The 25,797-nt window shown below is 48.4% G+C and carries 28 protein-coding genes and 1 tRNA gene; 20 read left to right on the forward strand and 9 right to left on the reverse strand.

Annotation, left to right across the window (positions count from 1 at the left end):
• The first annotated feature begins 57 nt into the window (after positions 1 to 57).
• Positions 58 to 1,152: a multifunctional CCA tRNA nucleotidyl transferase/2'3'-cyclic phosphodiesterase/2'nucleotidase/phosphatase gene (locus P8H32_RS02915; protein WP_301088423.1), complete on the forward strand. Its 1,095-nt coding sequence runs from the start codon at positions 58 to 60 to the stop codon at positions 1,150 to 1,152.
• A 3-nt stretch (positions 1,153 to 1,155) separates the two neighbouring features.
• Positions 1,156 to 1,902, forward strand: a complete 747-nt coding sequence (locus P8H32_RS02920; RefSeq protein ID WP_297291834.1) for a pteridine reductase — start codon at positions 1,156 to 1,158, stop codon at positions 1,900 to 1,902.
• 20 nt (positions 1,903 to 1,922) lie between these two features.
• On the opposite strand, the gene folK is transcribed toward P8H32_RS02920, so the two are convergent.
• The 3 genes from folK to tsaD form a co-directional block, all read right to left on the reverse strand.
• Complete coding sequence (gene folK / locus P8H32_RS02925; protein ID WP_297291835.1) at positions 1,923 to 2,438, reverse strand: 2-amino-4-hydroxy-6-hydroxymethyldihydropteridine diphosphokinase; 516 nt, start codon at positions 2,436 to 2,438, stop codon at positions 1,923 to 1,925.
• Positions 2,439 to 2,453: 15 nt separating this feature from the next.
• A complete protein-coding gene (gene folB / locus P8H32_RS02930; RefSeq protein ID WP_297291836.1) occupies positions 2,454 to 2,810 on the reverse strand; it encodes a dihydroneopterin aldolase in 357 nt (118 codons plus the stop codon).
• Positions 2,811 to 2,923: 113 nt separating this feature from the next.
• Entirely contained in the window at positions 2,924 to 3,961 is a 1,038-nt protein-coding gene (tsaD, locus tag P8H32_RS02935; protein ID WP_301088424.1) for a tRNA (adenosine(37)-N6)-threonylcarbamoyltransferase complex transferase subunit TsaD, read from the reverse strand.
• A gap of 235 nt (positions 3,962 to 4,196) precedes the next feature.
• Between tsaD and rpsU the strand changes: the two genes are divergently transcribed.
• The 10 genes from rpsU (at position 4,197) to P8H32_RS02985 (ending at position 12,536) form a co-directional block, all read left to right on the forward strand.
• Positions 4,197 to 4,412: a 30S ribosomal protein S21 gene (gene rpsU, locus P8H32_RS02940; protein WP_085758431.1), complete on the forward strand. Its 216-nt coding sequence runs from the start codon at positions 4,197 to 4,199 to the stop codon at positions 4,410 to 4,412.
• Positions 4,413 to 4,458: 46 nt separating this feature from the next.
• Complete coding sequence (locus P8H32_RS02945; RefSeq protein WP_301088425.1) at positions 4,459 to 4,911, forward strand: GatB/YqeY domain-containing protein; 453 nt, start codon at positions 4,459 to 4,461, stop codon at positions 4,909 to 4,911.
• A gap of 51 nt (positions 4,912 to 4,962) precedes the next feature.
• A complete protein-coding gene (gene panD / locus P8H32_RS02950; RefSeq protein WP_297291839.1) occupies positions 4,963 to 5,346 on the forward strand; it encodes an aspartate 1-decarboxylase in 384 nt (127 codons plus the stop codon).
• Between the two features lie 241 nt (positions 5,347 to 5,587).
• Positions 5,588 to 7,417, forward strand: a complete 1,830-nt coding sequence (gene dnaG / locus P8H32_RS02955) for a DNA primase (RefSeq protein ID WP_301088426.1) — start codon at positions 5,588 to 5,590, stop codon at positions 7,415 to 7,417.
• 159 nt (positions 7,418 to 7,576) lie between these two features.
• The gene (gene rpoD, locus P8H32_RS02960) at positions 7,577 to 9,373 is read left to right on the forward strand and encodes an RNA polymerase sigma factor RpoD (protein ID WP_297291841.1); all 1,797 of its coding nucleotides are present in this window, start codon (positions 7,577 to 7,579) and stop codon (positions 9,371 to 9,373) included.
• Positions 9,374 to 9,550: 177 nt separating this feature from the next.
• Entirely contained in the window at positions 9,551 to 10,516 is a 966-nt protein-coding gene (gene cysK / locus P8H32_RS02965; protein WP_297291842.1) for a cysteine synthase A, read from the forward strand.
• A gap of 88 nt (positions 10,517 to 10,604) precedes the next feature.
• Positions 10,605 to 10,681, forward strand: a tRNA-Ile gene (locus P8H32_RS02970).
• 41 nt (positions 10,682 to 10,722) lie between these two features.
• Positions 10,723 to 11,094, forward strand: a complete 372-nt coding sequence (locus P8H32_RS02975) for a glutathione S-transferase N-terminal domain-containing protein (RefSeq protein ID WP_301088427.1) — start codon at positions 10,723 to 10,725, stop codon at positions 11,092 to 11,094.
• Positions 11,095 to 11,413: 319 nt separating this feature from the next.
• A complete protein-coding gene (locus tag P8H32_RS02980) occupies positions 11,414 to 12,154 on the forward strand; it encodes a VPLPA-CTERM sorting domain-containing protein (RefSeq protein WP_297291844.1) in 741 nt (246 codons plus the stop codon).
• A gap of 139 nt (positions 12,155 to 12,293) precedes the next feature.
• On the forward strand, positions 12,294 to 12,536 hold the full coding sequence (locus P8H32_RS02985) for a hypothetical protein (protein ID WP_301088428.1): 243 nt from the start codon (positions 12,294 to 12,296) through the stop codon (positions 12,534 to 12,536).
• 88 nt (positions 12,537 to 12,624) lie between these two features.
• On the opposite strand, the gene P8H32_RS02990 is transcribed toward P8H32_RS02985, so the two are convergent.
• Both P8H32_RS02990 and cysQ read right to left on the reverse strand, forming a co-directional pair.
• Positions 12,625 to 12,867: a hypothetical protein gene (locus P8H32_RS02990; protein ID WP_297291845.1), complete on the reverse strand. Its 243-nt coding sequence runs from the start codon at positions 12,865 to 12,867 to the stop codon at positions 12,625 to 12,627.
• 177 nt (positions 12,868 to 13,044) lie between these two features.
• Complete coding sequence (gene cysQ / locus P8H32_RS02995; RefSeq protein ID WP_297291846.1) at positions 13,045 to 13,896, reverse strand: 3'(2'),5'-bisphosphate nucleotidase CysQ; 852 nt, start codon at positions 13,894 to 13,896, stop codon at positions 13,045 to 13,047.
• Between the two features lie 112 nt (positions 13,897 to 14,008).
• Here cysQ and yrfG point away from each other — a divergent pair, with 112 nt between their 5' ends.
• The 6 genes from yrfG (at position 14,009) to P8H32_RS03025 (ending at position 22,085) form a co-directional block, all read left to right on the forward strand.
• Positions 14,009 to 14,677, forward strand: coding sequence for a GMP/IMP nucleotidase (yrfG, locus tag P8H32_RS03000; protein ID WP_301088429.1), 669 nt, complete (start codon positions 14,009 to 14,011; stop codon positions 14,675 to 14,677).
• Positions 14,674 to 15,096, forward strand: coding sequence for a S4 domain-containing protein (locus P8H32_RS03005; protein ID WP_301088430.1), 423 nt, complete (start codon positions 14,674 to 14,676; stop codon positions 15,094 to 15,096). The genes yrfG and P8H32_RS03005 overlap by 4 nt, the downstream gene beginning before the upstream one ends.
• 246 nt (positions 15,097 to 15,342) lie before the next feature.
• Positions 15,343 to 16,197 (forward strand): Hsp33 family molecular chaperone HslO, encoded by an 855-nt coding sequence (gene hslO / locus P8H32_RS03010; RefSeq protein WP_297291849.1) that lies wholly within the window; start codon positions 15,343 to 15,345, stop codon positions 16,195 to 16,197.
• Positions 16,198 to 16,508: 311 nt separating this feature from the next.
• Entirely contained in the window at positions 16,509 to 18,113 is a 1,605-nt protein-coding gene (locus P8H32_RS03015; protein WP_297291853.1) for a phosphoenolpyruvate carboxykinase, read from the forward strand.
• Between the two features lie 269 nt (positions 18,114 to 18,382).
• Positions 18,383 to 19,594: an HD-GYP domain-containing protein gene (locus P8H32_RS03020; protein WP_301088431.1), complete on the forward strand. Its 1,212-nt coding sequence runs from the start codon at positions 18,383 to 18,385 to the stop codon at positions 19,592 to 19,594.
• Between the two features lie 124 nt (positions 19,595 to 19,718).
• On the forward strand, positions 19,719 to 22,085 hold the full coding sequence (locus P8H32_RS03025; RefSeq protein ID WP_301088432.1) for a Tex family protein: 2,367 nt from the start codon (positions 19,719 to 19,721) through the stop codon (positions 22,083 to 22,085).
• Here P8H32_RS03025 and P8H32_RS03030 read toward each other — a convergent pair.
• Positions 22,082 to 22,735, reverse strand: coding sequence for a class I SAM-dependent methyltransferase (locus P8H32_RS03030; protein ID WP_297291852.1), 654 nt, complete (start codon positions 22,733 to 22,735; stop codon positions 22,082 to 22,084). The two genes, P8H32_RS03025 and P8H32_RS03030, sit on opposite strands and share 4 nt — an antisense overlap.
• Positions 22,736 to 23,034: 299 nt before the next feature.
• On the opposite strand from P8H32_RS03030, the gene P8H32_RS03035 reads away from it, so the two are divergent.
• A complete protein-coding gene (locus P8H32_RS03035) occupies positions 23,035 to 23,511 on the forward strand; it encodes a peroxiredoxin (RefSeq protein ID WP_297292942.1) in 477 nt (158 codons plus the stop codon).
• Between the two features lie 29 nt (positions 23,512 to 23,540).
• Here the strand turns inward: P8H32_RS03035 and P8H32_RS03040 are convergent, their stop codons facing one another.
• Together P8H32_RS03040 and P8H32_RS03045 are read right to left on the reverse strand one after the other, a co-directional pair.
• Entirely contained in the window at positions 23,541 to 23,972 is a 432-nt protein-coding gene (locus tag P8H32_RS03040; protein ID WP_297292941.1) for a VOC family protein, read from the reverse strand.
• 25 nt (positions 23,973 to 23,997) lie between these two features.
• Positions 23,998 to 24,423 carry an OsmC family protein gene (locus P8H32_RS03045; protein ID WP_297292940.1) on the reverse strand — a complete coding sequence of 142 codons (426 nt, stop codon included), beginning with the start codon at positions 24,421 to 24,423 and terminating at the stop codon, positions 23,998 to 24,000.
• A gap of 248 nt (positions 24,424 to 24,671) precedes the next feature.
• Between P8H32_RS03045 and crp the strand changes: the two genes are divergently transcribed.
• On the forward strand, positions 24,672 to 25,307 hold the full coding sequence (gene crp, locus P8H32_RS03050) for a cAMP-activated global transcriptional regulator CRP (protein WP_297292939.1): 636 nt from the start codon (positions 24,672 to 24,674) through the stop codon (positions 25,305 to 25,307).
• A gap of 63 nt (positions 25,308 to 25,370) precedes the next feature.
• On the opposite strand, the gene P8H32_RS03055 is transcribed toward crp, so the two are convergent.
• Positions 25,371 to 25,748 (reverse strand): DUF4870 domain-containing protein, encoded by a 378-nt coding sequence (locus P8H32_RS03055; protein WP_297292938.1) that lies wholly within the window; start codon positions 25,746 to 25,748, stop codon positions 25,371 to 25,373.
• Positions 25,749 to 25,797: the final 49 nt, after the last annotated feature.

Here is a 25,797-nt window from a genome sequence, read left to right on the forward strand (position 1 = left end):
CACCTTTCAACTCCTGCTATAATCCGTCACAACTTCAACAAACATGTATCAAGCTCTATGAAAACGTATTTGGTGGGCGGTGCCGTCAGGGACAAATTATTAGGCGTGCCTTATCACGAACACGATTGGGTGGTGGTCGGCGCAACCCCCGAAGAGCTTTTATCCCAGGGCTACCAGGCCGTTGGCAAAGATTTTCCTGTTTTTCTCCACCCGAACACCAAAGAAGAATACGCATTAGCCAGAACCGAGCGCAAGTCCGGCCCCGGTTATACGGGCTTTGACTGTCACACCAGTCCTGACGTTACCCTTGAGGAAGACCTGGTCCGGCGCGACCTTACTATCAACGCCATGGCGCAAGATAGCAACGGCACTATTATTGACCCCTATGGCGGCCAGCGTGATCTTGAACAAAAACTACTGCGCCATGTATCTGATGCCTTTATTGAAGATCCGCTTCGAGTACTGCGCATCGCTCGTTTTTACGCCCGCTATAGTTATTTAGGCTTTAAGATTGCCGATGAAACCCTGCAGCTTATGCAAACCATTAGCGCTGGCGATGAACTGCTTGCCCTACCCGCCGAAAGAATTTGGAAGGAATTGGAAAAAGCACTGGGCGAGAAAACACCCCAGCAGTTTTTTATCGCTTTGCAACAGTCAAACGCACTGGCCAAGCTAATGCCAGAGCTATCAAACTTTAGCGCACAACAGTTTCTAATTCTGGAAAAAACCAGCACAGAAAAATGCCAGCTTATCCGCTTCGCCTTATTACTCAGCCATCTCGATGCCACCCATGCAGAAACACTCTGCGCAACACTTAAAGCCCCTAAAGAGTATAAAGAGCTGGCCATTCTATTCGCCCGCCACCAGACCCCATGTTCAAAGCCTTTTAGCAGCGCCGAAGCATTGCTCGATACGATTGAACAACTCGACCCCTTCCGCCGGGAGAGTCGGTTTGAACATTTTTTGCAATGCTGTGAACTTAAGTTTGATTCTGGCCGTACAACTCAGCAACTACGCGAAGCTTATACAGCCTGCAAAGCCATCAATGCTGGCGAACTGGCCAGGCAGGGACTGAAAGGCAAAGCCATTGCCAAAACGCTATATATCCTTCGCCTTGAAGCCATCAATCAATTACTGAACCAGAATGGATAACGAATGAGCGAACAGAACACACAACGGGTTGCCTTAGTCACAGGTGCCGCCCAGCGGATAGGGGCAGAAATTTGCAAAACACTGCATGCTGCCGGCTTTAATATTGTTATTCACTATCGTTCATCGTCCCAGCCCGCGGAAGCACTGGCCGAACAACTCAATCAGCAGCGCAGCCATTCAGCCCACTGCCTTAAGGCCGACCTGACCAATAGTAGCGATGTTCAAGCCCTGGCCACCGCTGCAGAAAAACAATGGGGGCATATCGACGCCTTAATTAATAATGCCTCTACCTTTTACCCCACTCCTCTCAATACATCGACCGAAGATGATTGGGATGCCTTATTTGATAGTAATGTAAGAGGCCCGTTTTTTCTCAGCCAGGCACTAACGCCGACGCTAAGCGAGCGTAAGGGCTGTATTGTGAATCTGGTGGATATTCATAGCGAAAAGCCCATGGCGGAACACACCATTTACTCTATGGCGAAAGCCAGCGTGGCGATGATGACAAAAACACTGGCCAAGGAAATGGCGCCGGTAGTAAGGGTAAACGGGGTTTCTCCCGGCGCAATACTTTGGCCGGAACAGGCGTTAGACCCCAATAACAAATCTTCAATACTCAATAAAGTACCGATGCAGAAAATTGGGGATGTTAGTGATATTGCAAAAACGGTTGCATACTTAGTGAATGATGCACCTTATGTGACCGGGCAAATTATTGCTGTCGATGGTGGCCGCTCTTTAAATATGTAAAGTTAAATAGGTAAAGCGGCTTAAGCATGGACAGAGACCATCTCACCACGCCATTCAAAATCTACCGACCATAACTTCTGGCTTGACTGATCATATTCCCGCCACAGTTCGGTATAAGTTTTATGCGCTTGCGGGTGGCTATCTTCAGGGGCAATATCATATAGAGGCAATAGCACAAAGGCGTTTTTAACAATCTCATCCCGTGGTAACTCAACACCGTCGATAACACCAACTTCATCACCGTAGGTTAGAATATCAATATCCAATGTACGCGGGCCAAATTTAGGGCCATCGCGTCGACGACCATTAACATGCTCAATGTCACGCAACATCCGAGCTAATTCACCTACACTGAGATGACAACAAAAACCGACCACCAAATTAAGAAAGTTATCACCTTCAAAACCCACTGCTTCACTTTCATAAACCGGTGAAATAATCATTGCGTCAAAATGTTTATCCAGTGCGTCTAACGACGCGCTAATATGTTGATAGCGATCAATATTGCTACCGATACTTAGATAAACTTGGGGCACTGTATTCTCCAGTCTTTAGGTTTTTTCGCCACGCTCAATAATAACGCCCACATCCTGTGAACCGCGAACGGCGCCTGGTTTGCTAAGACGTAACTTTAACCATGGCACTGAAAATTCAGTGCGCACAATGTCTGCACAGCGCTCTGCCATGGTTTCTACTAATAAAAATTCACTGTCACCAATAAACGAAATTAAGCGCTTGGCAACGGCTTTGTAGTTTAAGGTGTCTGCAATATCATCGGTCTCTGCGGCGCGACGTATATCGTGGGCCATTTCCAAATCGAGACTAACGGTTTGCTTAATTTCCCGCTCCCAGTCATAAATCCCAATAACGGTTTCAATTTTTAAATCTCGAATGTACACAATATCCATGAAGCTGCTTCCTAAATCTGCCAGTTAATTATTATCGTCATTCCTGCGTAGGCTGGAACAACGCACTTTAGCATCTTACGTTTCATTTCAGGCAATCGGTTCAACTCGACAATTCAACTCTGGGTTAGTGCTGGCAACTGGTCCATTGGCCAGCGAGGCGTAGCGATAACCGCCAATGTATCAGCCTGACCTGCCAGTAAACGCTGGCAGCCAGCATAGGCAATCATAGCCCCATTATCAGTACAAAACTCAGGTCTGGCGTAAAAAACTTTGGCATTGGTTTTAGCCAAAGCCTGTTCAAGCCCGGATCTTAGTTCCTTATTAGCGCTAACGCCGCCAGCCATTACCAACTGGGACAGCGACTCTTGCTTTAACGCTCGCTTACATTTGATGACTAAGGTTTCCACCACAGCCCGCTGGAAAGCATGGGCGATATCGGCCCGGGTTTGGTCATCCACCACACCCTCTTCATTAGCATGCTCGTGGACGGTATTTAGCGTATAGGTCTTCAAACCACTAAAACTAAAATCCAAACCGGGGTGCTTAACCATGGGGCGCGGAAAGGTAAAACGCTCAGGCATACCTGACTCAGCCAATTTAGCGACCTGTGGGCCACCGGGATATGGCAGCTTTAGCATTTTTGCGGTCTTATCAAAGGCTTCGCCGGCAGCGTCATCTAACGACTCGCCCAATAACCGGTACTGACCAATTCCATCAACTCTTACCAACTGGGTGTGGCCGCCAGACACTAACAAAGCGACAAAGGGAAATTCCGGTGGATTATCTTCCAGCATAGGGGCTAATAAATGCCCTTCCATATGGTGAACGCCAATCGCAGGGACATTGAGCGCATAGGCCAGTGACCGCCCAATCATAGAGCCCACCATCAAAGCCCCCACCAAACCCGGGCCTGAGGTATAGGCAACACCTTCTATATCCTGCCGCTGGCAGCCCGATTCAGCCAATACCTGCTCAATTAGCGGTAAGGTTTTACGGATATGATCCCGGGATGCCAGCTCAGGTACCACCCCGCCATACTCAACATGCAGCTCAATTTGGCTATATAAAGCTTCCGCCAACAGGCCCCGCTCGCTGTCGTAGAGCGCGATACCGGTTTCGTCGCAGGATGTTTCTATACCAAGAATTAGCATATAGGCCGTGTTTTATTGGATACCGTGATAATAGCCGCGCATAATACTGGCTGATACCCCGCCAGACCAGTAAAACGGTGACAAAATACCCCTTAAATTCCCCCTTTCAGAGCTTTGCAATTTACTGATCAACCGTTTACAATGCCCGCCCCTTGCGATTGGTGCCCCTTTTCCCTTTGAGAATGAGCCCCCATTAGCAACCACAAATTTTATTAACCAGTTAAAGGAAGGGTAAATGCCTTCAGTTAAATTAAAAGATAACGAGCCATTCGATATCGCCCTGCGTCGCTTTAAGCGCTCTTGTGAAAAAGCCGGTGTTCTGGCTGAAGTACGTCGTCGTGAATTCTACGAGAAGCCAACAGCTGTGCGTAAACGCAAAGCAGCCGCTGCTGTTAAGCGTCACGCCAAAAAAGTATCTCGCGAAACTCGTAAGCACCAGCGTCTCTACTAAGCACTAGCTACGCTGTTTATCACCTTCTGCCGGGAGCCTGAAAGCCATGACAGAACAAACGCTAAAAGCCCGCATTTATGAAGCAATGAAAGCGGCAATGCGAGCCAAAGATAAGCAGCGCCTTGGTACCATCCGGCTGATTCAAGCCGAAATCAAACGTATTGAAGTTGATGAACGCATCGAAGTCGATAATGCGCGGCTTTTGGCTGTGCTCGACAAAATGTGCAAGCAGCGTCGCGACTCTATCCAGCAATATACCGATGCAGGCCGCACCGAACTGGCCGAAATTGAGATTGCGGAAATCAACGTAATTCAAGACTTCCTACCCGCTCAACTTAGCGAAGAAGAACTCAACAACATGATTGCCGCCGCGGTTTCCAGCACCGGTGCCGAGTCCATGAAAGATATGGGCAAAGTGATGGGTATACTTAAACCCCAGCTACAGGGCCGTGCCGATATGGGCGAAGTCAGCAAACTCATAAAGTCCCAGCTCTCTTAAGACCCTCACTGCTCCACTCACTGAGCACCCCTTATGTAAAAGGACCAAGTGATGCAACTACGCAGTTTTATGTCATCCAAAATTCACAAAGCCACTGTTACCGAAGCCAATTTGGACTATGTCGGTAGCATTACGATTGATGCCGACTTATTAGATTTGGCGGGGCTTTTACCCAATGAAAAAGTCCTGGTGGTCAGCAATACCAGCGGTGCCAGACTGGAAACTTATATTATCGAAGGCAAGCGAGGCACCGGCTATATCGGTATTAACGGTGCTGCATCTCATCTGATTGAGGCCGGTGAAGAAATTATTATCATCGCTTTTACTTTAGCCACTGAGCCGGTTGAACCCAAAGCTATCCTGGTGGATAAGAACAATCGCTTTGTCTGCAACCTACCCGAAGAACAGGCAGCCTTCGCACCCGAGACCGCATAACCACCATTACCTCGTCATTCCCGCCCTCAACTAAAGCACTCGAGGGCAGGCTTCGGCGAAAATGACTCTCGTCATTCCCGCGAAGGCGGGAATCCAGTGCTGTCAATTTCCGCTTTAGCGGAAATAACAGCATCATGCAGTCTGGGTCCCCGCCCTTGCGGGGACGACATCGCTCTCGCTTATTGCCGGCAAACCCCCTAAACTTCGCTCCCTTAATCATTTAAAACCAAGCACCTTTTTCATGGCCGGCCTTATACCCCAAAGTTTTATCGATGACCTGCTGGATCGCCTCGACATTGTCGAGGTGATAGACCGTCGTGTCAGCCTGAAAAAAAATGGCCGCAACTTTACCGCCTGCTGCCCTTTTCACGAAGAAAAGACCCCCTCCTTTAGCGTTAACCAGGAAAAGCAATTCTATTACTGCTTTGGCTGCGGCGCCGGGGGTAATGCCATCGGCTTTATTATGGATTACGAACGCATGGACTTTCCCCATGCCGTTGAAGTGCTGGCGGATACCGCAGGGTTGGAAGTCCCCCGCGAAGCCGCAGCCTTTCAGGAAGAGCCCCAACAAAAGAAAAACATCTATACCATTTTAGAAAAATGCGCCGATTTTTACCGCGAACAACTTAAGCGCAACCCACAAAAGCAAAGGGCTGTGGACTACCTGAGAAACCGCGGCCTAAGCGGCGAAATCGCCCGGGATTTTGATATTGGTTACGCTCCTCCCGGCTGGGACAACCTGCTTAAGCATCTTGGCGCCACCCAGGAAGACAAACAATTACTGATTGATGGCGGCATGCTGATAGAGAAGGAAGAAAACAACAAGCTCTACGACCGCTTCCGCGACCGCATTATCTTCCCAATTCGCGATAACCGCGGGCGAATTATCGCCTTTGGCGGGCGGGTACTGGGAGACGACAAACCCAAATACCTGAACTCCCCTGAAACTCCTGTATTCCACAAAAGCAAAGAGCTCTATGGGCTCTATCAGTCCCGCAAAGCCAACCGCAAACTGGAGCGACTGCTAATTGTTGAAGGCTATATGGATGTTGTCGCTTTGGCACAGCATGGTGTGACCTGGGCTGCAGCCACACTGGGTACAGCGACCAGTACCGAGCACTTAAAACGCGTGTTCCGCCAATGCCCTGAAGTCGTGTTTTGCTTTGATGGCGATGAAGCGGGCCGCAAAGCCGCAAAACGTGCACTGGAATCCGCCCTGCCCGCCATGGAAGACGGTCGGCAAGCCAGGTTCCTGTTTCTACCACAGGGCGAAGACCCTGACAGCATGGTGCGCAACATTGGTGCCAGTGACTTTGTCCGCCTGATCGACAAGGCCGAACCATTAGAAGACTATCTGTTTAACTCACAGGCTGAAGGACTGGAGCTCGGCTCACTGGATGGTAGGGCCCGCCTTAGCACTCTGGCGGCACCACTGATCGATCAATTACCGGATGGCGTCTTTAAAGAGCTGATGATGTCCTCACTGGCCGAACGCACGGGGCTTTCACAGGACAAGCTGACCGAAATCCTGCAGCGACACCAAGTCAATAAGCAGCCGGAGCCTGCACCTGACAAGCCCGCTGCAGCTGCCAACCGGGAGATTAGCCCCGAACCCAGGCAGCGCCCGCCCCAATTTGCCAAGCAACAAGACTCCACCCGGGACCCGATTCTCTATGCGATTGCCCTGCTGCTGCACGAACCTAAAGCCGCCAGTCATGTCGCCATCCCCAGCGCCCTAAGCCGCAGCGAAGACAATAAGGCTCCCCTGCTAGCTGCCATGCTGGAATTACTCCATAAACGCCCCGATTCCACCTCCGCCATGCTGGTTGGCCACTGGTACGGCGAAGCCTGGGGGGAAACCTTGCAGCAACTACTGCAACTGGAGCAATTTATTCCTGGCTCAGATATTGAACTTGAACTCAAAGAAACGCTCCAACATCTCGAGCGTAAACATCAGCAACAACAACTTGACCATCAGGTCGACAAACTACTGGCCAAAGACTACGCCCAGCTAAACGATGATGAAAAGCAGGAGCTCAAGCGATTACTCAGTCAAAAGCACGACTTATAGCCCCTTATTCATCACCATTAAGCACTCGTATAGCTGCGCCCGATACCGCTACAGCCCCCATTTTTCAACAACCAACCGGTTATGAGGCTAGTATTTGTTCAGCATATACCGTTATAATGTCGGGCTAACTTCAGCAAACGTCCCAGTGAAAGATTGACTATGAGCGATACCGAACAAAAGCAGTCTCGTTTAAAGACCCTGATTGCCAAGGGTAAAGAACAAGGCTACCTGACCTATGCCGAGGTTAATGACCACCTGCCTCAGGATATTTCCGACCCGGACCAGGTTGAAGACATCATCCAAATGATCAACGATTTGGGTATTCAGGTGTTTGAAAACGCCCCTGACGCCGATGAGATCCTACTGTCAGAAGAAGATTCCACCGATGATATCGCCGCCGCCGAAGCCGCCGCCGCCCTGGCTGCCGTTGAAACAGAAGCCGGTCGTACCACTGACCCGGTACGTATGTATATGCGTGAAATGGGAACGGTTGAACTGCTGACCCGCGAAGGCGAAATCGCGATTGCCAAACGCATCGAAGAAGGCATCCGCGATGTAATGGCCGCCGTTGCCTACTACCCCAGCACAGTACAAGATGTTATCGACGACTATGACAAAGTAGCCACTGAAGAACGCCGTCTTGCCGATATCCTGGTTGGCTATCTTGACCCTACCGACGTAGTGCCACCAGCAGCCCAGCAACAGCAAGCCGCCGCCGCTGATGACGATGACGACACCCCTTCCGGCCCAGATCCAGAAGAAGCAAAAAAACGCTTCACCGCCATTCGCAAGCAGCAAAATAAACTCGACAAAGCGATCGACAAGCATGGCCGCTATAGCAAAGAAGCCGCCAAAGAGTTACAAAAACTGGGCGAACTATTTAAGTTCTTAAAACTAACGCCACGTATTTTTGAGCCGCTATCGATCCGCGTTCGCTCAAAACTTAACGTTATCCGTGAAAATGAGCGCTTGATTATGGGCATCTGCATTAAGCAGGCAAAAATGTCCCGCAAAGATTTTGTTAAAGCCTTCCAGGGTTCTGAAACCAACCTTGATTGGCTGGACACACAAATCAAGGCTCATAAAGATGCAGCCCCTGCACTGGAAGCTAACCGCGAAGATATTCTTCGCGCCCAGCGCAAGATTGCCTTTATTGAAGAGCAAACTGACTTAACCATTATCGACATTAAAGAAATCAACCGTCGCATGTCGATTGGTGAAGCCCGCGCCCGCCGCGCGAAAAAAGAAATGGTCGAAGCCAACCTTCGCCTGGTTATCTCTATCGCCAAAAAATACACCAATCGCGGTTTGCAATTCCTCGACTTAATCCAGGAAGGCAATATCGGCTTAATGAAAGCGGTTGATAAATTTGAATACCGTCGCGGCTATAAGTTTTCAACCTACGCCACATGGTGGATTCGTCAGGCGATTACTCGCTCGATTGCCGACCAGGCCCGCACTATTCGTATTCCAGTGCATATGATTGAGACCATCAACAAACTCAATCGTATCTCCCGTCAAATGCTTCAGGAAATGGGTCGTGAGCCTACTCCGGAAGAATTGGGCGAACGCATGGATATGCCAGAAGATAAAGTTCGCAAGGTACTTAAAATTGCCAAAGAACCCATCTCTATGGAAACCCCTATTGGCGATGATGAAGATTCACACCTGGGTGACTTTATCGAAGATAACACGATTGCCCAGCCAGTGGACTCTGCCACGGGCCAAGGCCTGCAGGAAGCCACTAAAGATGTGTTAGGCGGCCTAACTGCCAGAGAAGCAAAAGTATTACGTATGCGCTTCGGCATCGATATGAATACCGATCACACATTGGAAGAAGTGGGCAAACAGTTCGATGTAACCCGTGAACGTATCCGCCAGATTGAAGCCAAGGCACTGCGTAAATTACGCCACCCTTCACGCTCCGATCACCTGCGCAGCTTCCTCGACGAATAATCAAAGCAACAACACCAAAAGCCGGCCCAAGCGCCGGCTTTTTTTTACCCCGTCATTCCCGCCGCAGCCTGCCCTCGAGTGCATTTATCGGGAGCGGGAATGACGATATGGCCTCTATCACAAACCCGTAGGGTGGATTACAATCCACCAATGCCCCCATCAGGACGGAGACCTGCCATGACAGTCTACAAAGATATCAGCCAAACCATCGGCCAAACCCCACTGGTCAAAATCAACCGCATCAGTGAAGGCAGCATCTTCGCCAAAATCGAAAACCGTAACCCGGCCAACTCGGTTAAATGCCGTATCGGTGCCAATATGATCTGGCAGGCAGAAAAAGATGGCATCCTGAAGCCCGGCATGGAAATTGTTGAACCGACTAGCGGCAATACCGGTATTGCCCTGTGCTTTGTCGCCGCCGCCAAAGGCTATTCCATGACTTTAGTGATGCCCCATACTATGAGCCTTGAACGCCGGCAGATTATGAAGGCACTGGGCGCCAATATTATTATTACCGACGCAGCAAAAGGCATAAAGCTATGCATTGAAACTGCCCGCGCCCGCGTTGCCGAAGCGCCGGAAAAGCGCTGGATGCCAAGTCAATTTGATAACCCCGCCAATCCCGCCGTACATGAGGAGACCACCGGCCCTGAAATCTGGGAAGACAGCAATGGTGAAATCGATATCCTGATCAGCGGTGTAGGCACCGGCGGTACTATTAGCGGTATCTCCCGGTTTATCAAAAACACCAAAGGTAAGGCCATCACCTCTGTGGCGGTGGAGCCAACCAGCACCACCATGATTACCGCCGCCAAGGCCGGTGAAGAGCCAGTCCATGCTCCTCATAAAATCCAGGGCATAGGCGCAGGCTTTGTACCTGACAACCTCGACCTTGATATGGTTGACCAGGTCGAGCAAGTCTCCAACGAGGAAGCGATGGAGTGGGCGCACAAGCTAATGCAACAGGAAGGCATCCTGGCGGGTATCTCCAGTGGTGCAGCCATGGCGGTTGCCGATAGAGTCTCCAAACAAGCCGGCAATGAAAATAAAACCATTGTCGTAATACTTCCGGACTCCGCTGAACGCTATTTATCCACCCCGTTATTTGAAGACACTTTTACCGACAATGAAACGGTTCAATAAAGCCTGCCCCAGTGCTGGAACTATCTACTCCAGAACCGTATAATGCGCGACTTCTGTGAAACCCATGCAGAGCCAAATTTTCAAATTTGGGCCCTTAGCTCAGTTGGTTAGAGCATCCGACTCATAATCGGCAGGTCCCGTGTTCAAGTCACGGAGGGCCCACCATTTTCTTATTGATTTATTAGTTTATAGATTCAGGTTTCACCATGCGCATCATCCATAAGTTATTAGGTACTTTGATTTTATTGATTGATTGGTTAACAGCACCGAAAGGTATTAAACGCCCTGAGGAAGTGCAGGCAGTCATCAATGAACAAACCAAGGCCATCACACTGTACCAATACAAAGCCTGTCCGTTTTGCGTGAAGGTCAGGCGATCAATGAAGCGCCAGTCGCTGTCTATTGAAACCCGTGATGCCAAACGCTGTGAAATGGCAAAGATTGAATTGCTGAAGGGCGGAGGAAAACTCAAAGTGCCTTGCTTAAAAGTTGTCAATGATACGGGCAGTGAAAAGTGGATGTATGAATCCAAAGACATTATCGGTTATTTGGAACAAAGATTTAGTGAAGCTGCTTGAATCTTGAGTTAGATACACTGTGAAAACAGTGAGGGATGAGCTGGCTTAACCCGTTGCAATATTTTCAACCACTTTGATTCCTTTTATATGTAACAAATCTTATAACAAAACCTGCAACAACACCTGCAACAACACCTGTAACAACACCTGTAACAACAACCGCAACAAAGCCTGTAGCAAAACCTGTAACAACACCAAATAGCTTAGCCGTTTAATTTATAAGACTTTGTTTTATAACGCCTTTATTTTTGGCAGGTTTATTGCTCCCTGAATTAACACAAAAACTACAAAAGCTGCAAAAGCTACAAGGATAGCAATCATGAAAACATTAAAACAATCTGGCTTAAAGAGCCTATTTTTAGCCTTCTTATCTCTAGCCTTACTCACCAACGCATTAATATTCAATAAAGCCGAAGCAGCCATAGTGGTTTATAGCTTCTCCGGGTTGGTTGATGATTTAAGTGATAAAAAAGTCGACGCGGCTGATTATGGATTTAGCGAGGGAGATGTTTTTAGCGGCACTGTAACTATTGACGATGCACAACCCGACCTGGATAACGACACCGACATCGCCCTCTATGAAGGAACAAATATAGTATTTTCGTTCACTATCAGCTCATCATCAGGTGTCTTGCTGTATTCAGATAATACCCTAGCTGATGATTTTGAATTGAAGATTGAAGACAATCATGGCAGCTCATCAAACCCTCACGATAAATTTGAAATCAAAGACAAAAGCACCAGGGCAGCGATCTCAACGATCAATGGTAATGCGCCTGTTGACTTCTATGAATTAAAATTAAAACTTGAAGATGATCAAAATGCTGATGCATTTAGCAGTACCATTCCAACTGTAGATGGCAGTCTGGGTATTTCAAACTTCAATAAAAAACATGAGTTTGAGATAAAATTTAAATCTAGCGGCGATGAGATAAAACTGAAAGGTGATATTGTCGCTTTTGCAAGCTTGAGTGAGATATCAGAAGTTCCCATTCCGGCTTCGGCCTGGCTTTTTATCTCATCTATAATCGGACTTGTTGGAGCGAAACGAAAAAGCTGAAAAAATAAAAATCGAGCATTCAGCTCTACCTTTTTCTATCAGGCACAAAAATTTAATGGCTTCTTCGCAACCATGTACTGCCATATCTGGTATGATCTCGACCAGTGTTTCAAAGCTTTTTATTTTTTGAGGTAACAGGGTGAGCAACAAAAACCGCTCGATTTTTAGTGACCGGCGTCTTGGCGCCGACAGGCGGGGCCAAAAGCTGCCCATGCCTGCAGACCTTGACCGCAGAGGCAGATGCCGAAGAAACCGTCACTTTCAAGCCCAACCCTGGTGGCTGAGAATTGATTATGCGGTTGAGTTGATTAGCAAAGAAAAAAATCTCGAGACCGAACTTCCAACAGTAAAGTTACCGGGCGAAGGCTTTCCCAATACTTGAAGCTAAGCGTAATCGTTAGCTACGTCTTACAATAAAAATTTTTACTTATTCTTAAACCTACCAAGCTGATGGTCTTTCACCATTACCACTAGTGATTAAGCTCGTTAAAAAACACTCGTCGGCTGTGAATCATTTCTTTATAGGTTTGCAGCATGGAAAAATCAACAGTGGCTGCCCGGGCTTCCAGTGCCTCCATCTGTTTTTCCAGCTCAACTAATTCTTGCAGTAACTTTTCTTTCACGGAATCTGTATTTTGAAGAGCAACACCACCGGCGGTTTCATGCCGTAATTCGGGTCGATTCAGATCCAAATATCCAATCGCCTTTTTCATTATCATTGCCTCTACGCTTGCGTCCTGTCATTCACATTTATCTGTCTGGACTGGTTAAGATCCTCTTTATGCCCAGAAAAAACAAGCAAAAACAGCGATGAAACAGTCAATAATAGCCTGGCATGAACTTTTTAAAACGTCAGAGAATAAGAAAAATTGCTTTATTACGAATAGACCCTAAGAGCCAGCTCCTGCTTGAAACAGGCCCGCCCATTCCTCCGCAGTACCGCCAAGGGCATAAAAATTGGGACTCATCACCGAAGACTGGCGGTTGTACACCAGAGGGTTGAATTCAATATCGACCAGACTCCCGCCAGCCGCCTCAAGCACTGCCTGCCCCGCTGCAGTATCCCACTCACAGCAAGGAGAAAAACGGGGATAAATATCAGCAGCTCCTTCGGCCAGACGACAGAATTTAAGCGCGCTGCCTGCGGTCACTCTTTCAACCTGTTGAAAGTGCCCTGCCAGTTTAGTGATGCAGGATTCAAACTCAGCACCGCCATAGCGACTGCTGCTGATCACACGAACCGAATCATTCAAGGCAGGTGTTGCTGCACTCACCGCAATCTCCCTGCGCCCACCACTATCAATACGCAAGGCTCGCCCTTGCTCTACAAAACCCAGATAAGCGGCCTGCTCCAAAGGGATATAAACCACCCCCAACACCGGCCGATGATTTTCAATCAGGGCAATATTAATGGTGAACTCGCCAGTGCGATCGATAAATTCACGGGTACCATCCAGAGGGTCGACTAACCAGTAGCAAGGCCATTGGCTGCGCTCGGTAAAATCCGGTAAGGCCTGCTCTTCAGATAACACCGGCCATTGTGGTGTAAGCTCCGCCAGACCTTTTAAAAAAATGTCATGGGACCGCGTATCAGCCTCTGTCACGGGTGAATCATCCAACTTCAGCTCAACAGCAACTGGCTTATCAGCACTATAGACCTCCACGATGGCGCGTCCCGCCTGCCGGCAGAGTAATAACAACTGCTCCGCTATCCGCTCTGTTTCTTGCTGCCCTATACTCAATCAATCAACCCCTGCATTGCGATTTACCCACTATAACCACATACATACCCATATTACACTTAACAAAGACCAGCCGGCCCTTCATAATCGCTTCCCCGAAAAAGGAACAGCAATGATCAACTGGCAGCAAATAGAAACAGTTATGCTCGATATGGACGGCACTCTGCTGGACCTGCATTTCGACAATTACTTCTGGCTGCATTACCTGCCTAAACGGGTCGCAGATATTCACCAACAAGATGAAGAGCAAACCCGGCAACATTTAGTCGCCCGCTTTGAACAGGAGCGCGGTACCTTAAACTGGTACTGCCTGGATTATTGGACAGAGCAATTACAGGTAGACATCCCGGCATTAAAGCGTGAAATCCAGCATATGATCGCCATCCGCCCCCATGTAATGACCTTTTTGCAACAACTGCAGCAAAGCTCAAAGCACGTTATGCTGGTCACCAATGCCCACCGAAACAGCCTGAACATCAAGATGGACAATACCGGCCTGGGCGATTTGTTTGATGAACTGGTGGTCTCCCATGACTTCAGGCACCCCAAAGAACAAAGAGAGTTTTGGCACCAACTGAAAATCAGCCACCCCTTCAATCCGGCCACAACCCTATTGATTGATGATACCTTCAGCGTACTGCAATCAGCCCAAAACTATGGCATCAAACATCTCTTAACTCTGCTACAGCCAGACAGTAAACTGAGTAAACGTGAACACACCGAATTTCCAGGCATCTTACATTTTGATGAAATTATGCCTATTACTGATATCAAGCTATGAGCGACGATACAAAAACAGAGCACCCCTTCCCTGCCAGCAAAGTCAGGCTGGATAAATGGCTATGGGCCGCCCGCTTTTTTAAAACTCGCAGCCTGGCAAAACAGGCGATAGAAGGGGGCAAGGTTCACTACAATGGCGCCCGCAGCAAAGTTTCTAAAGAGGTTGATATCGGTGCCAAACTGACGATCCGTGCCGGCTGGGATGAAAAGGAAGTTGAAGTCATTGCCCTCTCCGAACAACGCCGCGGAGCCACCGAAGCCCAGCTGCTCTATACAGAAACTGAAGCCAGCATAGCTCGCAGAGCCGCCGAAGCGGACCAGCGCAAAGCCTTTAAAGGCCTGGGCCTAACCCAAAAAGAGCGCCCCAATAAAAAACAGCGCCGCCAGATCCACCGCTTTAAACAAATCCAGCACGACTAACACTAACCCACCGCCACTCCCGCAAACGTACACCCCACAAACGTACGTCCCACAAACGTACGTCATTCCCGCGAAGGCGGGAATCCAGTGCTGTAGATTTCCGCTTTAGCGGAAATAACAGCATAAGCATGCAGGCTAGATTCCCGCCTTCGCGGGAATGACGTACGCCCGCGGGAATGACGGTGGTTGGGGGAATGGCAGCAGGCTGGTGGATTGTAATCCACCCTACCTCTATAATCCCCGCCCATGACTGATCAACTACAACGTTTTATCTTCGACAATACCGATATTCGTGGCGAAATCACCCGTCTGGATAAAAGCTACCAGGATACGCTGGCCAACCACAACTACCCCGAAGTGGTCGCTCACTTACTTGGAGAGTTCATGGCTGCAGCCACCTTGCTAAGCGCCACACTGAAATTTGAAGGCACATTAACACTACAGGTCCGCAGTGAAGGCGAGATACCACTGATAATGGCGGAGGCAAGCTCTGACCACAAACTACGAGCCATTGCCCGTGAAGCCGATGCCGCCAGCAGCAAGGAATTCACCCAACTACTGGCCAACGGCCAACTCATCATTACCGTCGACCCTAAAAAAGGCCAGCGCTATCAGGGTATCGTTGTCCTTGAAGGCAACAATTTATCAGAGTGCCTCGAAGCCTACTTCCTGCAAAGCGAGCAACTCTCTACCCGGGTATGGCTAGCCAGCAACAATCAACAGGCCGTCGGCATGATGCTACAGGAACTCCCCCCCAGTGATGCTATAGAACCTGCACAGCGACAGCAGCAGTGGCAACATGTCACCAAACTGGCTGAAACCCTGACCGCTGAAGAATTACTCTCCCTGCCCTTTGATGAACTGCTCTACCGTCTTTACCACCAGGAACAAGTCCGCCTGTTCGAAGCCGATACCCTCGCCTTCCAATGCAGCTGCTCAGAAACCCGAACCCTGAATGCACTGCGCACCTTAGGAAGAGAAGAGCTGGACAGTATTATTGAAGAAACCGGTGCCATTGATATCAATTGCGAGTTTTGCCACCAGCATTACCGCTTTGATAGCGCCGCCGTTGCCAGCTTATTTGAGCAGACTCTGCACTAGGCCACTATTGCAGTAATATTTACAACAGTACCCCCTGCATTTTTGTAGTTTTACTACGGGAAGCCACAGAGCAAAATCATCGGGTTTTAACACTCAAGGGCCTGCGCCAACCGCCAGCCAGGATAAACCCCGGCTTTATCTGGCCTGGGCCTCTGCCATACCTGTAGTTTTATTACTCAAAAGAGCCGTAAAAACCCCCCTCAAGGGTTAGCGTCACCCTATATTTTTTGCCATAATGGCGCCCCCCAAAAGAGCGGGTACCGGTAGACGCCTATCTTAGTCAATAATAAGTCTTTAGGCAGGCTACCGAGATAACAAAATACTTAAGCCAGCTCGGGCACAAGGCCACTAGACAGGAAAAGAGAACTAGCATGACCACACACACCAATTTATCTGCCTCCGAATTAATCGAACAGGCACTACTGCGCGGCGAAGGTCAACTGACCGATACCGGCGCACTTTATATCACTACCGGCAAACGCACCGGTCGCTCTCCCGCTGACCGCTTCGTAGTGCAGGAACCATCAACTGCAGATGCTATCGATTGGGGTTCAGTCAACCGTCCCTTTGATGCCGACAAGTTTGATGCGCTATGGAACCGTGTTGAAGACTACCTGGCGCAGAAAGATCGCTTTGTTTCTACATTGCATGTAGGCGCCCACGACGAGCACTACATTCCTGTACAGGTTAATACAGAAACGGCCTGGCAAGGCCTGTTTGGTTACAACATGTTTGTTCGCCCGGAAGGCGGCAAATACAACCCCAAGTCCAAAGAGGAATGGACCATCCTCAATGTAGCCAGCTTTGAATGTGACCCCGAGCGTGACGGCACCAATTCAGACGGCGTTGTGCTGGTTAACTTTGCCCAGCGCAAAGTATTATTGGCGGGCATGCGTTATGCCGGCGAAATGAAAAAAGCTATGTTCTCGGTACAAAACTTCCTGTTGCCAGAAAAAGACGTAATGCCAATGCACTGTTCGGCCAACGTTGATGAAGAAGGTAACACCACATTGTTCTTCGGTTTATCCGGCACCGGTAAAACCACTTTATCCGCAGACCCTGCCTGCCACCTGATTGGTGATGACGAGCACGGTTGGTCCAAAGGCGCGGTCTTTAATATCGAAGGCGGTTGCTATGCTAAAACCATTAACCTTAGCCAGAAAAACGAACCTATTATTTGGGACGCGATTCGCTTTGGCGCCATTGTTGAAAATGTTGTGCTGGATGAAAAGCGCACCGCTGATTACGACGACGTAAGCCTGAGTGAAAACGGTCGCTGTTCTTATCCTTTAGAGCACGTTGAAAAACGCGTTATTGAAAATGCTGCCGGCGAGCCAAAAACCGTTATCTTCCTTACCTGTGATGTATCCGGTGTATTGCCTCCTGTTTCTATCCTGTCTAAAGAAGCAGCGGCATTCCACTTCCTGTCAGGTTATACCGCTCGTGTTGGTTCAACAGAAATTGGCGCAGAAGCGGGTATCCACCCAACCTTCTCAACTTGTTTTGGTGCGCCCTTTATGCCTCGCCCTGCCGGTGACTACGCAGAACTATTAATGAAGCGTATTGAAGATTTTGATTCACAGGTTTACCTGATCAACACAGGCTGGACTGGTGGCTCAGGCGGCGAAGGTGGCAACGGTTCACGCTTCCCAATCCCTGTAACCCGTGCCGTTGTATCAGCTGCGCAAAACGGTTCTTTACTCAACGCTGAAACAGAGCATCTGGATGCACTTAACCTGGATATTCCTGTTTCAATCCCCGGTGTTGATGAAAAATATATCAACCCACGTAAAGCATGGGGCAACGAAGCCGGTTACGATGAGCAAGCTGGAAAATTAGCCAACCTGTTCCAGGATAATATCAAAAAGTTTGATGTTTCTGATGATATTGTTAAGGCGGGCCCCAAAGCCTCCTAAGCTGTACCTTCTAAGTTATACCCCCTAAACTATACACAGAAAGTGAAAAGGGACGGCTTGCCAAAGCCGTCCCTTTTTTATGTCTATAAAATAGTGTCAAAAGTGTTAAACCGAATATCATAACTTCGGTACCGGCCTTGTAAAAACATATAAAACCATATTTAAAAAGCTTTATTAAAGTCTATAATAAAATACGATATCAATATCGAGAACAAAGGACTGAAGCATATCGTAAGCAGCTTCCGCATTCATTGAAGAGTATTATTTCTTTGGCAAGTGACAGCACAGCAATACGCATTAATTGTGAACACCTCAATATTGGCATGAAGGTTGTCGAGCTGGACCGCCCGTGGGTCAACTCTCCCTTTACCGTTCATGGGTTTCGTATTAGCTCCCACAGTGAAATCCAAAAACTACAGGCAAGCTGCGAATATGTTTATATCTCAGCGCCCAAGGCAAAGCCTGAAGACGAAGCCAGCGGCCAACACCTAAAGCGTCAAAACTATACCAATACACAATCTTTTCAACAGGCATTGCCGCGGGCCAAAAGCGCTCATCGCCAGGCTAAAAGCGTCGTTAAAGGCTTTTTTAAAAACCTCAGCCTGGGGCAAGACTTTGAAACCTCCGTCGCTAAAAAAGCCGTCAAGCAATGTGTAGACAGTGTTATCGCCAACCAGGAGGCTATGCTGTGGCTAGGCCTATTGAAGGATGTCGATGAATATACCGCCAGACACAGCTTAAATGTTGGCCTGCTATCCATCATTCTGGGCCGTGCCGAAGGCCTTTCGCCAGCCGAACTGGAAACCGTGGGACTTTGCGGCATGATGCATGATATGGGCAAGTCAAAAATCCCTTTGGAGATACTTAACAAGGAGGGGGCATTTACCGACGAAGAATTCGAGATTATGAAAACCCATACCACTCTGGGTTACGACATCTTACGTGAAAAATCAGATATCACGGATGAGGTAGCCAATGTTGCGCACAGTCATCACGAGCGCCTGAATGGCAGGGGCTACCCCCGCGCACTACCACCGGAAGAAATCACCTACTTTAGTCGTATTGTCGCCATTGCTGACGCCTACGATGCTATGACCAGCAAACGGATCTATAGCTCGGCCATAACCTCTCTTGAAGGCTTGCGTATTCTTATCGGCGCCAAGGGCAGCCATTTTGACCCCGCACTGGTGGACCGTTTTGTCGAGTGCATTGGTATATACCCTGCTGGTAGTGTTGCTGAACTTAGCACCGGTGAAATTGCTTTAGTCTTGCCCTCCCCACTCGAGCAACGCAACTCTCCCAATGTGTTAGTGATAAGGGATAAAGACAAAAACCCCTGCGAAGAAAGGCGAATCAACCTGAATGAGCACCATGAAGATAACAAAGGCCAACGTCTAAAAATCAAACATTTATTGTCTGATGATGCCTTTGGTATTGACCTGGCCAAGTACCATGAACAAGGCTCAATACTCGGCGGTTGATGGCTAATCGCACAATTAATAATAACTCCCTAGCAAAAAAAAAATTACACCACAAGCTGCCAACCTGCGATAGCTTTTTGCATAATAGCGGTCCGAAAAATAAGCGGTATCAATATCTTCCATTATGAGCAGTACAAACCAGCAAGCCTCCCAAAATACCTTTGGAAAAATCACCCAACGAATTGCCGAAGAACTCAACGTCAATGCCAAGCAAGTTGAAGCAGCGGTTGAACTATTAGATGAGGGCGCCACTGTTCCCTTTATCTCCCGCTACCGAAAAGAAGTTACCGGCGGCCTGGACGATGCTGAAATGCGGCAACTGGAAAACCGCCTGCACTACCTGCGTGAACTGGAAGATCGTCGTAGCGCCATCTTAAAAAGTATTGCCGAACAAGAGAAGTTAACACCTGAGCTTGAGCGCGACATTATTAACGCCGACACTAAAAACCGGCTGGAAGATTTATACCTGCCCTACAAGCAAAAGCGCAGAACCAAAGGTCAAATCGCCATTGAAGCGGGGCTGGAACCACTGGCTAATGCATTATTTGAAGATCCTGGCCTTGAACCCGAAGAGCAGGCAAAAGCTTATATCGACACCGAGAAAGGTATTGCGGATACTAAAGCCGCTTTAGATGGCGCCAAATATATTTTAATGGAACGCTTTAGTGAAAATGCCGACCTGCTAGCCAAGCTGCGAAATTTTCTCTGGCAGGAAGGCTTACTATCCGCGCGGTTGGTTGAAGGCAAAGAACAGGAAGGCGCCAAGTTTAGCGATTACTTTGAACACGATGAAGCGATCAATAAAACCCCTTCCCACCGCGCGCTCGCCATGTTCCGCGGCCGCAATGAAAGTATTTTAAACCTGTCAATTGTAGTGGGTGACCCGGAAGATAAAACAGCCACCCACCCCTGTGAAATCATGGTAGCCGAACACTGGGGCATCAAAGATCAACAACGCCCAGCCGACCGATGGTTAAAAGAAGTCATACGCTGGACCTGGCGGATTAAACTCTACACCCACCTTGAAACTGACCTGATGGGCAAACTAAGGGAAGCCGCAGAAGAAGAAGCGATTAGCGTGTTTGCGGGCAACCTTAAAGATTTATTACTGGCTGCCCCGGCGGGCCCCAAGGCCACCATCGGTCTTGATCCCGGCCTGCGTACCGGCTGTAAAGTCGCGGTAGTCGATGGCAATGGTAAAGTGCTGGACCACTGCGCTATTTACCCTACACCACCGCAAAATAAAATTGCCGAAGCGGCCGCCATAATCATTAAACTGGCCAAAGAGCATAACGTAGAACTTATAGCGATAGGTAACGGCACCGCCAGTCGCGAGACTGATCGCTTTGTAGGGGATATTATTTCCGCGCATCCTGAATTAAAACTTAACAAGGTTATGGTTAACGAAGCGGGGGCTTCTATTTATTCCGCCTCAGAATATGCGTCTAAAGAGTACCCTGATTTGGACGTTACCATTCGCGGCGCCATTTCTATTGCCCACCGTTTACAGGACCCACTAGCCGAGCTGGTAAAAATTGAACCCAAATCCATTGGTGTTGGCCAATACCAGCACGATGTAGGCCAAACCCAACTGGCACGCTCGCTGGATGCCGTCGTGGAGGATTGTGTTAACAGTGTTGGCGTTGATGTAAACACCGCCTCAAGCGCCTTACTCAGCAGAGTGTCTGGCCTTAACCAAACGATTGCCCACAATATTGTGGAGCTAAGGGACCAGCAAGGTTCTTTTAAAAACCGTGAAGCCCTGAAAGCCGTAAAACGCTTCGGCGATAAAACCTTTGAACAGGCCGCGGGCTTTTTACGGATTATGGATGGCGACAACCCCCTGGATGCTTCCGCCGTTCACCCCGAAAGTTATTCCGTCGTAGAAAAAGTTGTTAACATTAATGACCGCAGTATTGCCAGCACCATCGGTGATAGCCGATTTTTAAAATCATTAAACCCCGCTGACTTTACCGATGAAAAATTCGGCCTGCCCACCGTTACCGATATTTTAGGCGAATTAGATAAGCCAGGACGAGATCCTCGCCCCGAGTTTAAAACCGCCGTATTTAAAGAGGGCGTAGAAAAAATCTCTGACCTGATTCCAGAGATGATTCTAGAAGGCACGGTGACTAATGTAACTAACTTTGGTGCCTTTGTAGATATTGGCGTGCACCAGGATGGCCTGGTTCATATCTCGGCGCTTTCCGATACCTTTGTTAAAGACCCAAGAACTGTCGTCAAGGCAGGTGATATTGTTAAAGTTAAAGTATTGGAAGTGGATGTCAATCGTAAACGCATAGCACTAACAAGACGCTTAAGTGATAAAGCCGAGCCACAACAAAAAACAGACCGAGACAGAAAGCCCAGAGGCAATGGCAACAAAGCCCATAAAAATAACCAGAGAAACGACAAGAGCAATGGTGGCAAACAACAAGGCACATTTGCACAACTATTTGCCGATGCAGGTAAAATAAAAACCAAAGGCTAAGGTTTAGTCAAGATAATCACATCCTGCCCAATAAACTCCAGTTGAGCATTCCATTTCCCGGCCAGCCACTGAAAGGTTGGCTGGGAAAAGAAGCACACATGGGTGGGATCATTTTTATAATACCAGTTGGAAAACGCCTGCTGATCAATCACCAACTTAGTCATTAAAGCTAAAACACCACCACTTTCTAACAGCGCCCATAGTTGTGGTAACACCTTGCCCGGCTCGAACAAATGCTCAGCCACTTCGGTGGCGGTTACAAAATCATAATGATGATTAAAGACTGCTTTATCATTATGGTAAAAAATATCGTAAACCGACATGTTATAACCCTGCTCAGCCAACATCACAGATAGAGCCGGGCCAGGGCCACAACCAAAATCCAAACCATGGGCGCAAGGCTTAATGCGCTCTTGTAGCGGTAACTGCATCCGAGATAAAAATTCCCGATAGCCTAAGTCCTCAACAGAATTTTCATGTAACTCGTACACCGCTTTTTCTTGCTCGGCATTGAGTCGCTGAACAGGATCAACAAACACCAACCGGCACTCCCCGCACTGATAAAAATCACGCGCAGGTTTTTTCTTTGATAGTTGCTGGTAGAAATGCTGGCAATTAACCCCAGCACAAAGCGGGCATACTAAATTCAATACTTATCTCTTTTTTTACCTTCCAGTGATTCCTGCAAAATTCCCCGTCATTCCCGCGAAGGCGGGAATCCAGACTGCATGCTTATGCTGTTATTTCCGCCGAGGCGGAAATCTACAGCGCTGGATTCCCGCCTTCGCGGGAATGACGGGGAATTTTTCAAATGACGTGCTGCAGTAGATAATACCCTTGCATAGCCTAAGGAAACAATAAAAACCACACCACTGTGTCTCTAACCATGATTCTGTTAAGATCAGCCCTCTTAATTTTACCTCCATCCCTACCCCTTAGGAGAACAACAATGACCGTACAAGTTGGTGACAAACTTCCCGCAGGTAATTTAAACATTATGGGCGCCGAAGGCCCGCAAGAAGTATCCATCAGTGAATTATTCGACGGTAAAAAAGTCATTATGTTTGCCGTACCCGGCGCGTTCACCCCCGGCTGCTCAATGACACACCTGCCCGGCTTTGTGGTTAATGCCGACAAAATCAAGGCCAATGGCGTTGATAGCATTATCTGCTTATCAGTTAATGATGCCTTCGTTATGGATGCCTGGGGCAAAGCCCAAAATGCTGAAGAACTGATTATGGCTGCAGATGGCAGCGGCGATTACACCAAAGCATTGGGCCTGGTATTAGACGCCAGCGCCTTTGGTATGGGTGAGCGCAGCAAGCGTTATGCCATGATCGTAGACAATGGCGAGATCACCTACCTGGGTGTTGATGCCAAAGGCATTGAAGCCAGTGCAGCTGACGCAGTTATTGCAGCACTGTAGCAAGCTTTACAGATACAAGGCGGGTTGATTCATGCAACGCTATCGGGGCAACCTGCACTAATCGGCGGATGGAAGATTATCTGCACGACATTGCCATCGGGGTCCAGGCAATAAAAACTGCGAGCGCCATCCCGGTGTGTGCGAGGTTCATTTTTAATTCGCACACCATGGGACTTCAAGAACTCATACCAGACATCCACCTGGTCGATATCATCGATAATAAAACCAATATGATCGAGGCGCTGTACGGCGGGGGGACGCTCGGCACCAGTAAAACGATGCAGGGCTAAATTATCATTACCAGAGGTCAGGTAAACATTGTCGGTGTCGGGCTCCCACTCAATACTCATACCCAACAACTTGGTATAAAACATCACCGTTTCTTCAAAGCTTTCTACAAACAGCGCAATATGGCGCATACCCGCCGTAGGCGCTGGGCGATTACTTTCATCAACTGTCATGACAATGTCCTAATATTAAAAAAACTTAACTGGATAATTCGACTAATTCATAGCTATGAGTGACTTCCACTCCAGCCGCTTCCATCATAATAGAAGCCGAGCAGTACTTCTCAGCAGACAAGCTGACCGCCCGTTTTACATGAGCTTCTTTCAAACCTCGGCCACTAACGATAAATTTCAGGTGGATTTTAGTAAATACCGCAGGCACCGCATCAGCGCGCTCTGCATCCAACTCTGCCACACAGCTTTCGACATCCTGGCGGGATTTTTCCAGCATGCCAAGCACATCAAAAGAAGCACAGCCGCCCATACCCATCAATAACATTTCCATTGGCCGAGGGCCCAAATCACGGCCACCCAAATCCGGCGGGCCATCCATCACTACGCGGTGACCGGTCTCAGATTCAGCGGCAAAACTCACGCCATCCATCCATTCAACTGTTGCTTTCATTGACTTGTTCACTTCTTCTATTAATGGCTAATACCCGTGCTAGCTGAGCGGCACTCTCACGACAGTTCTCTCGGTAACTCTCAGGGCAGCAAGCTTAGCACATCCATTGTGACTGCCAAATATGAAAACAGGCACACAAAAACGCCTGGGGCCTAGCGAAACTGCACATTTAAGCCATACTAACTAGTCAGTAGACCACTGTTCGTAAACTGGCATTAAAAATAACAGATCAATATGAGGAAAGACCGTTGGTTAGCCTAGCTTTAAGCCCGCACATCGAGAATGTAGACGAATTTTTAAATCATTGTCACCGCCGCCGCTTTCCGGCTAAAAGCACCCTTATTTATGCCGGTGATACCAGTGACTCCCTATATTACATTATCGAAGGTTCTGTCACCGTTATGATCGAAGACGATGACGGCAAAGAAATCATTGTTGCTTATTTAAACAAAGGGGATTTCTTCGGTGAGATGGGCCTGTTTGATGACCAACAGGAACGCAGTGCCTGGGTCAAAGCCAAAACCGCCTGTGAAGTGGCTGAAATCAGCTACGCCAAATTCCTTGAGGTTAGCAAGACTAATCCTGAATTCCTCTTTGCTGTAGGTACCCAAATGGCGAAAAGCCTACGGGACACTACCCGCAAAGTGGGTGACCTGGCCTTTTTGGATGTAACCGGCCGTGTAGCCCGCACTCTGCTGGACCTGTGCAAGCAGCCGGACGCCATGACCCATCCCGATGGTATGCAGATTAAAATTACCCGCCAGGAGATTGGCCGAATTGTGGGCTGTTCTCGTGAAATGGTAGGTCGTGTATTAAAAACCCTGGAAGAACAAGGTTTGGTGGAAGCCAAAGGTAAAACCATGGTGGTTTTCGGTACCCGCTAGCCTCCAGAGCCTCTTTAGCGTGCCGGGCTGCGACACGCCATTTCTAATTTACTGATTACCAGCCTACTGCTTATCAATCTTATGGGACGGATCAGAATCGCCATCGTCATTACCTTTAGCCAATAACTGGTCAGCAAAGTTAGCAACCACCGGTAACCGTGGCGCATTGCCCGCCAGCGACATCGCCATCATCACCAACCATAAAATCAGCGATACCGGCGCCAGCACCACCATAATCAGTGGACCAAGGGCGGGAATAATCGGTAAAAAGATATTAAGCACCGTCAATGAGCCAAATAGCACTATCGACTGGGCGCCATGGAAACGGACGTCGACATCCTGCTTTTCAATAAAGAAAATCGCCAAACCCGAGATCCAGCCAAAGACATAGGCAAGACACTTGGCAATATTATCCGGTAACCCGGTAGATGAACCGTTCATAGCTGTTCCTTATTTCTGGTTGTGAGCCTTAAATGGCGATAGTTTACAC

Source organism: Oceanicoccus sp. (assembly GCF_029238675.1).
GTDB lineage: Bacteria > Pseudomonadota > Gammaproteobacteria > Pseudomonadales > Dasaniaceae > Oceanicoccus.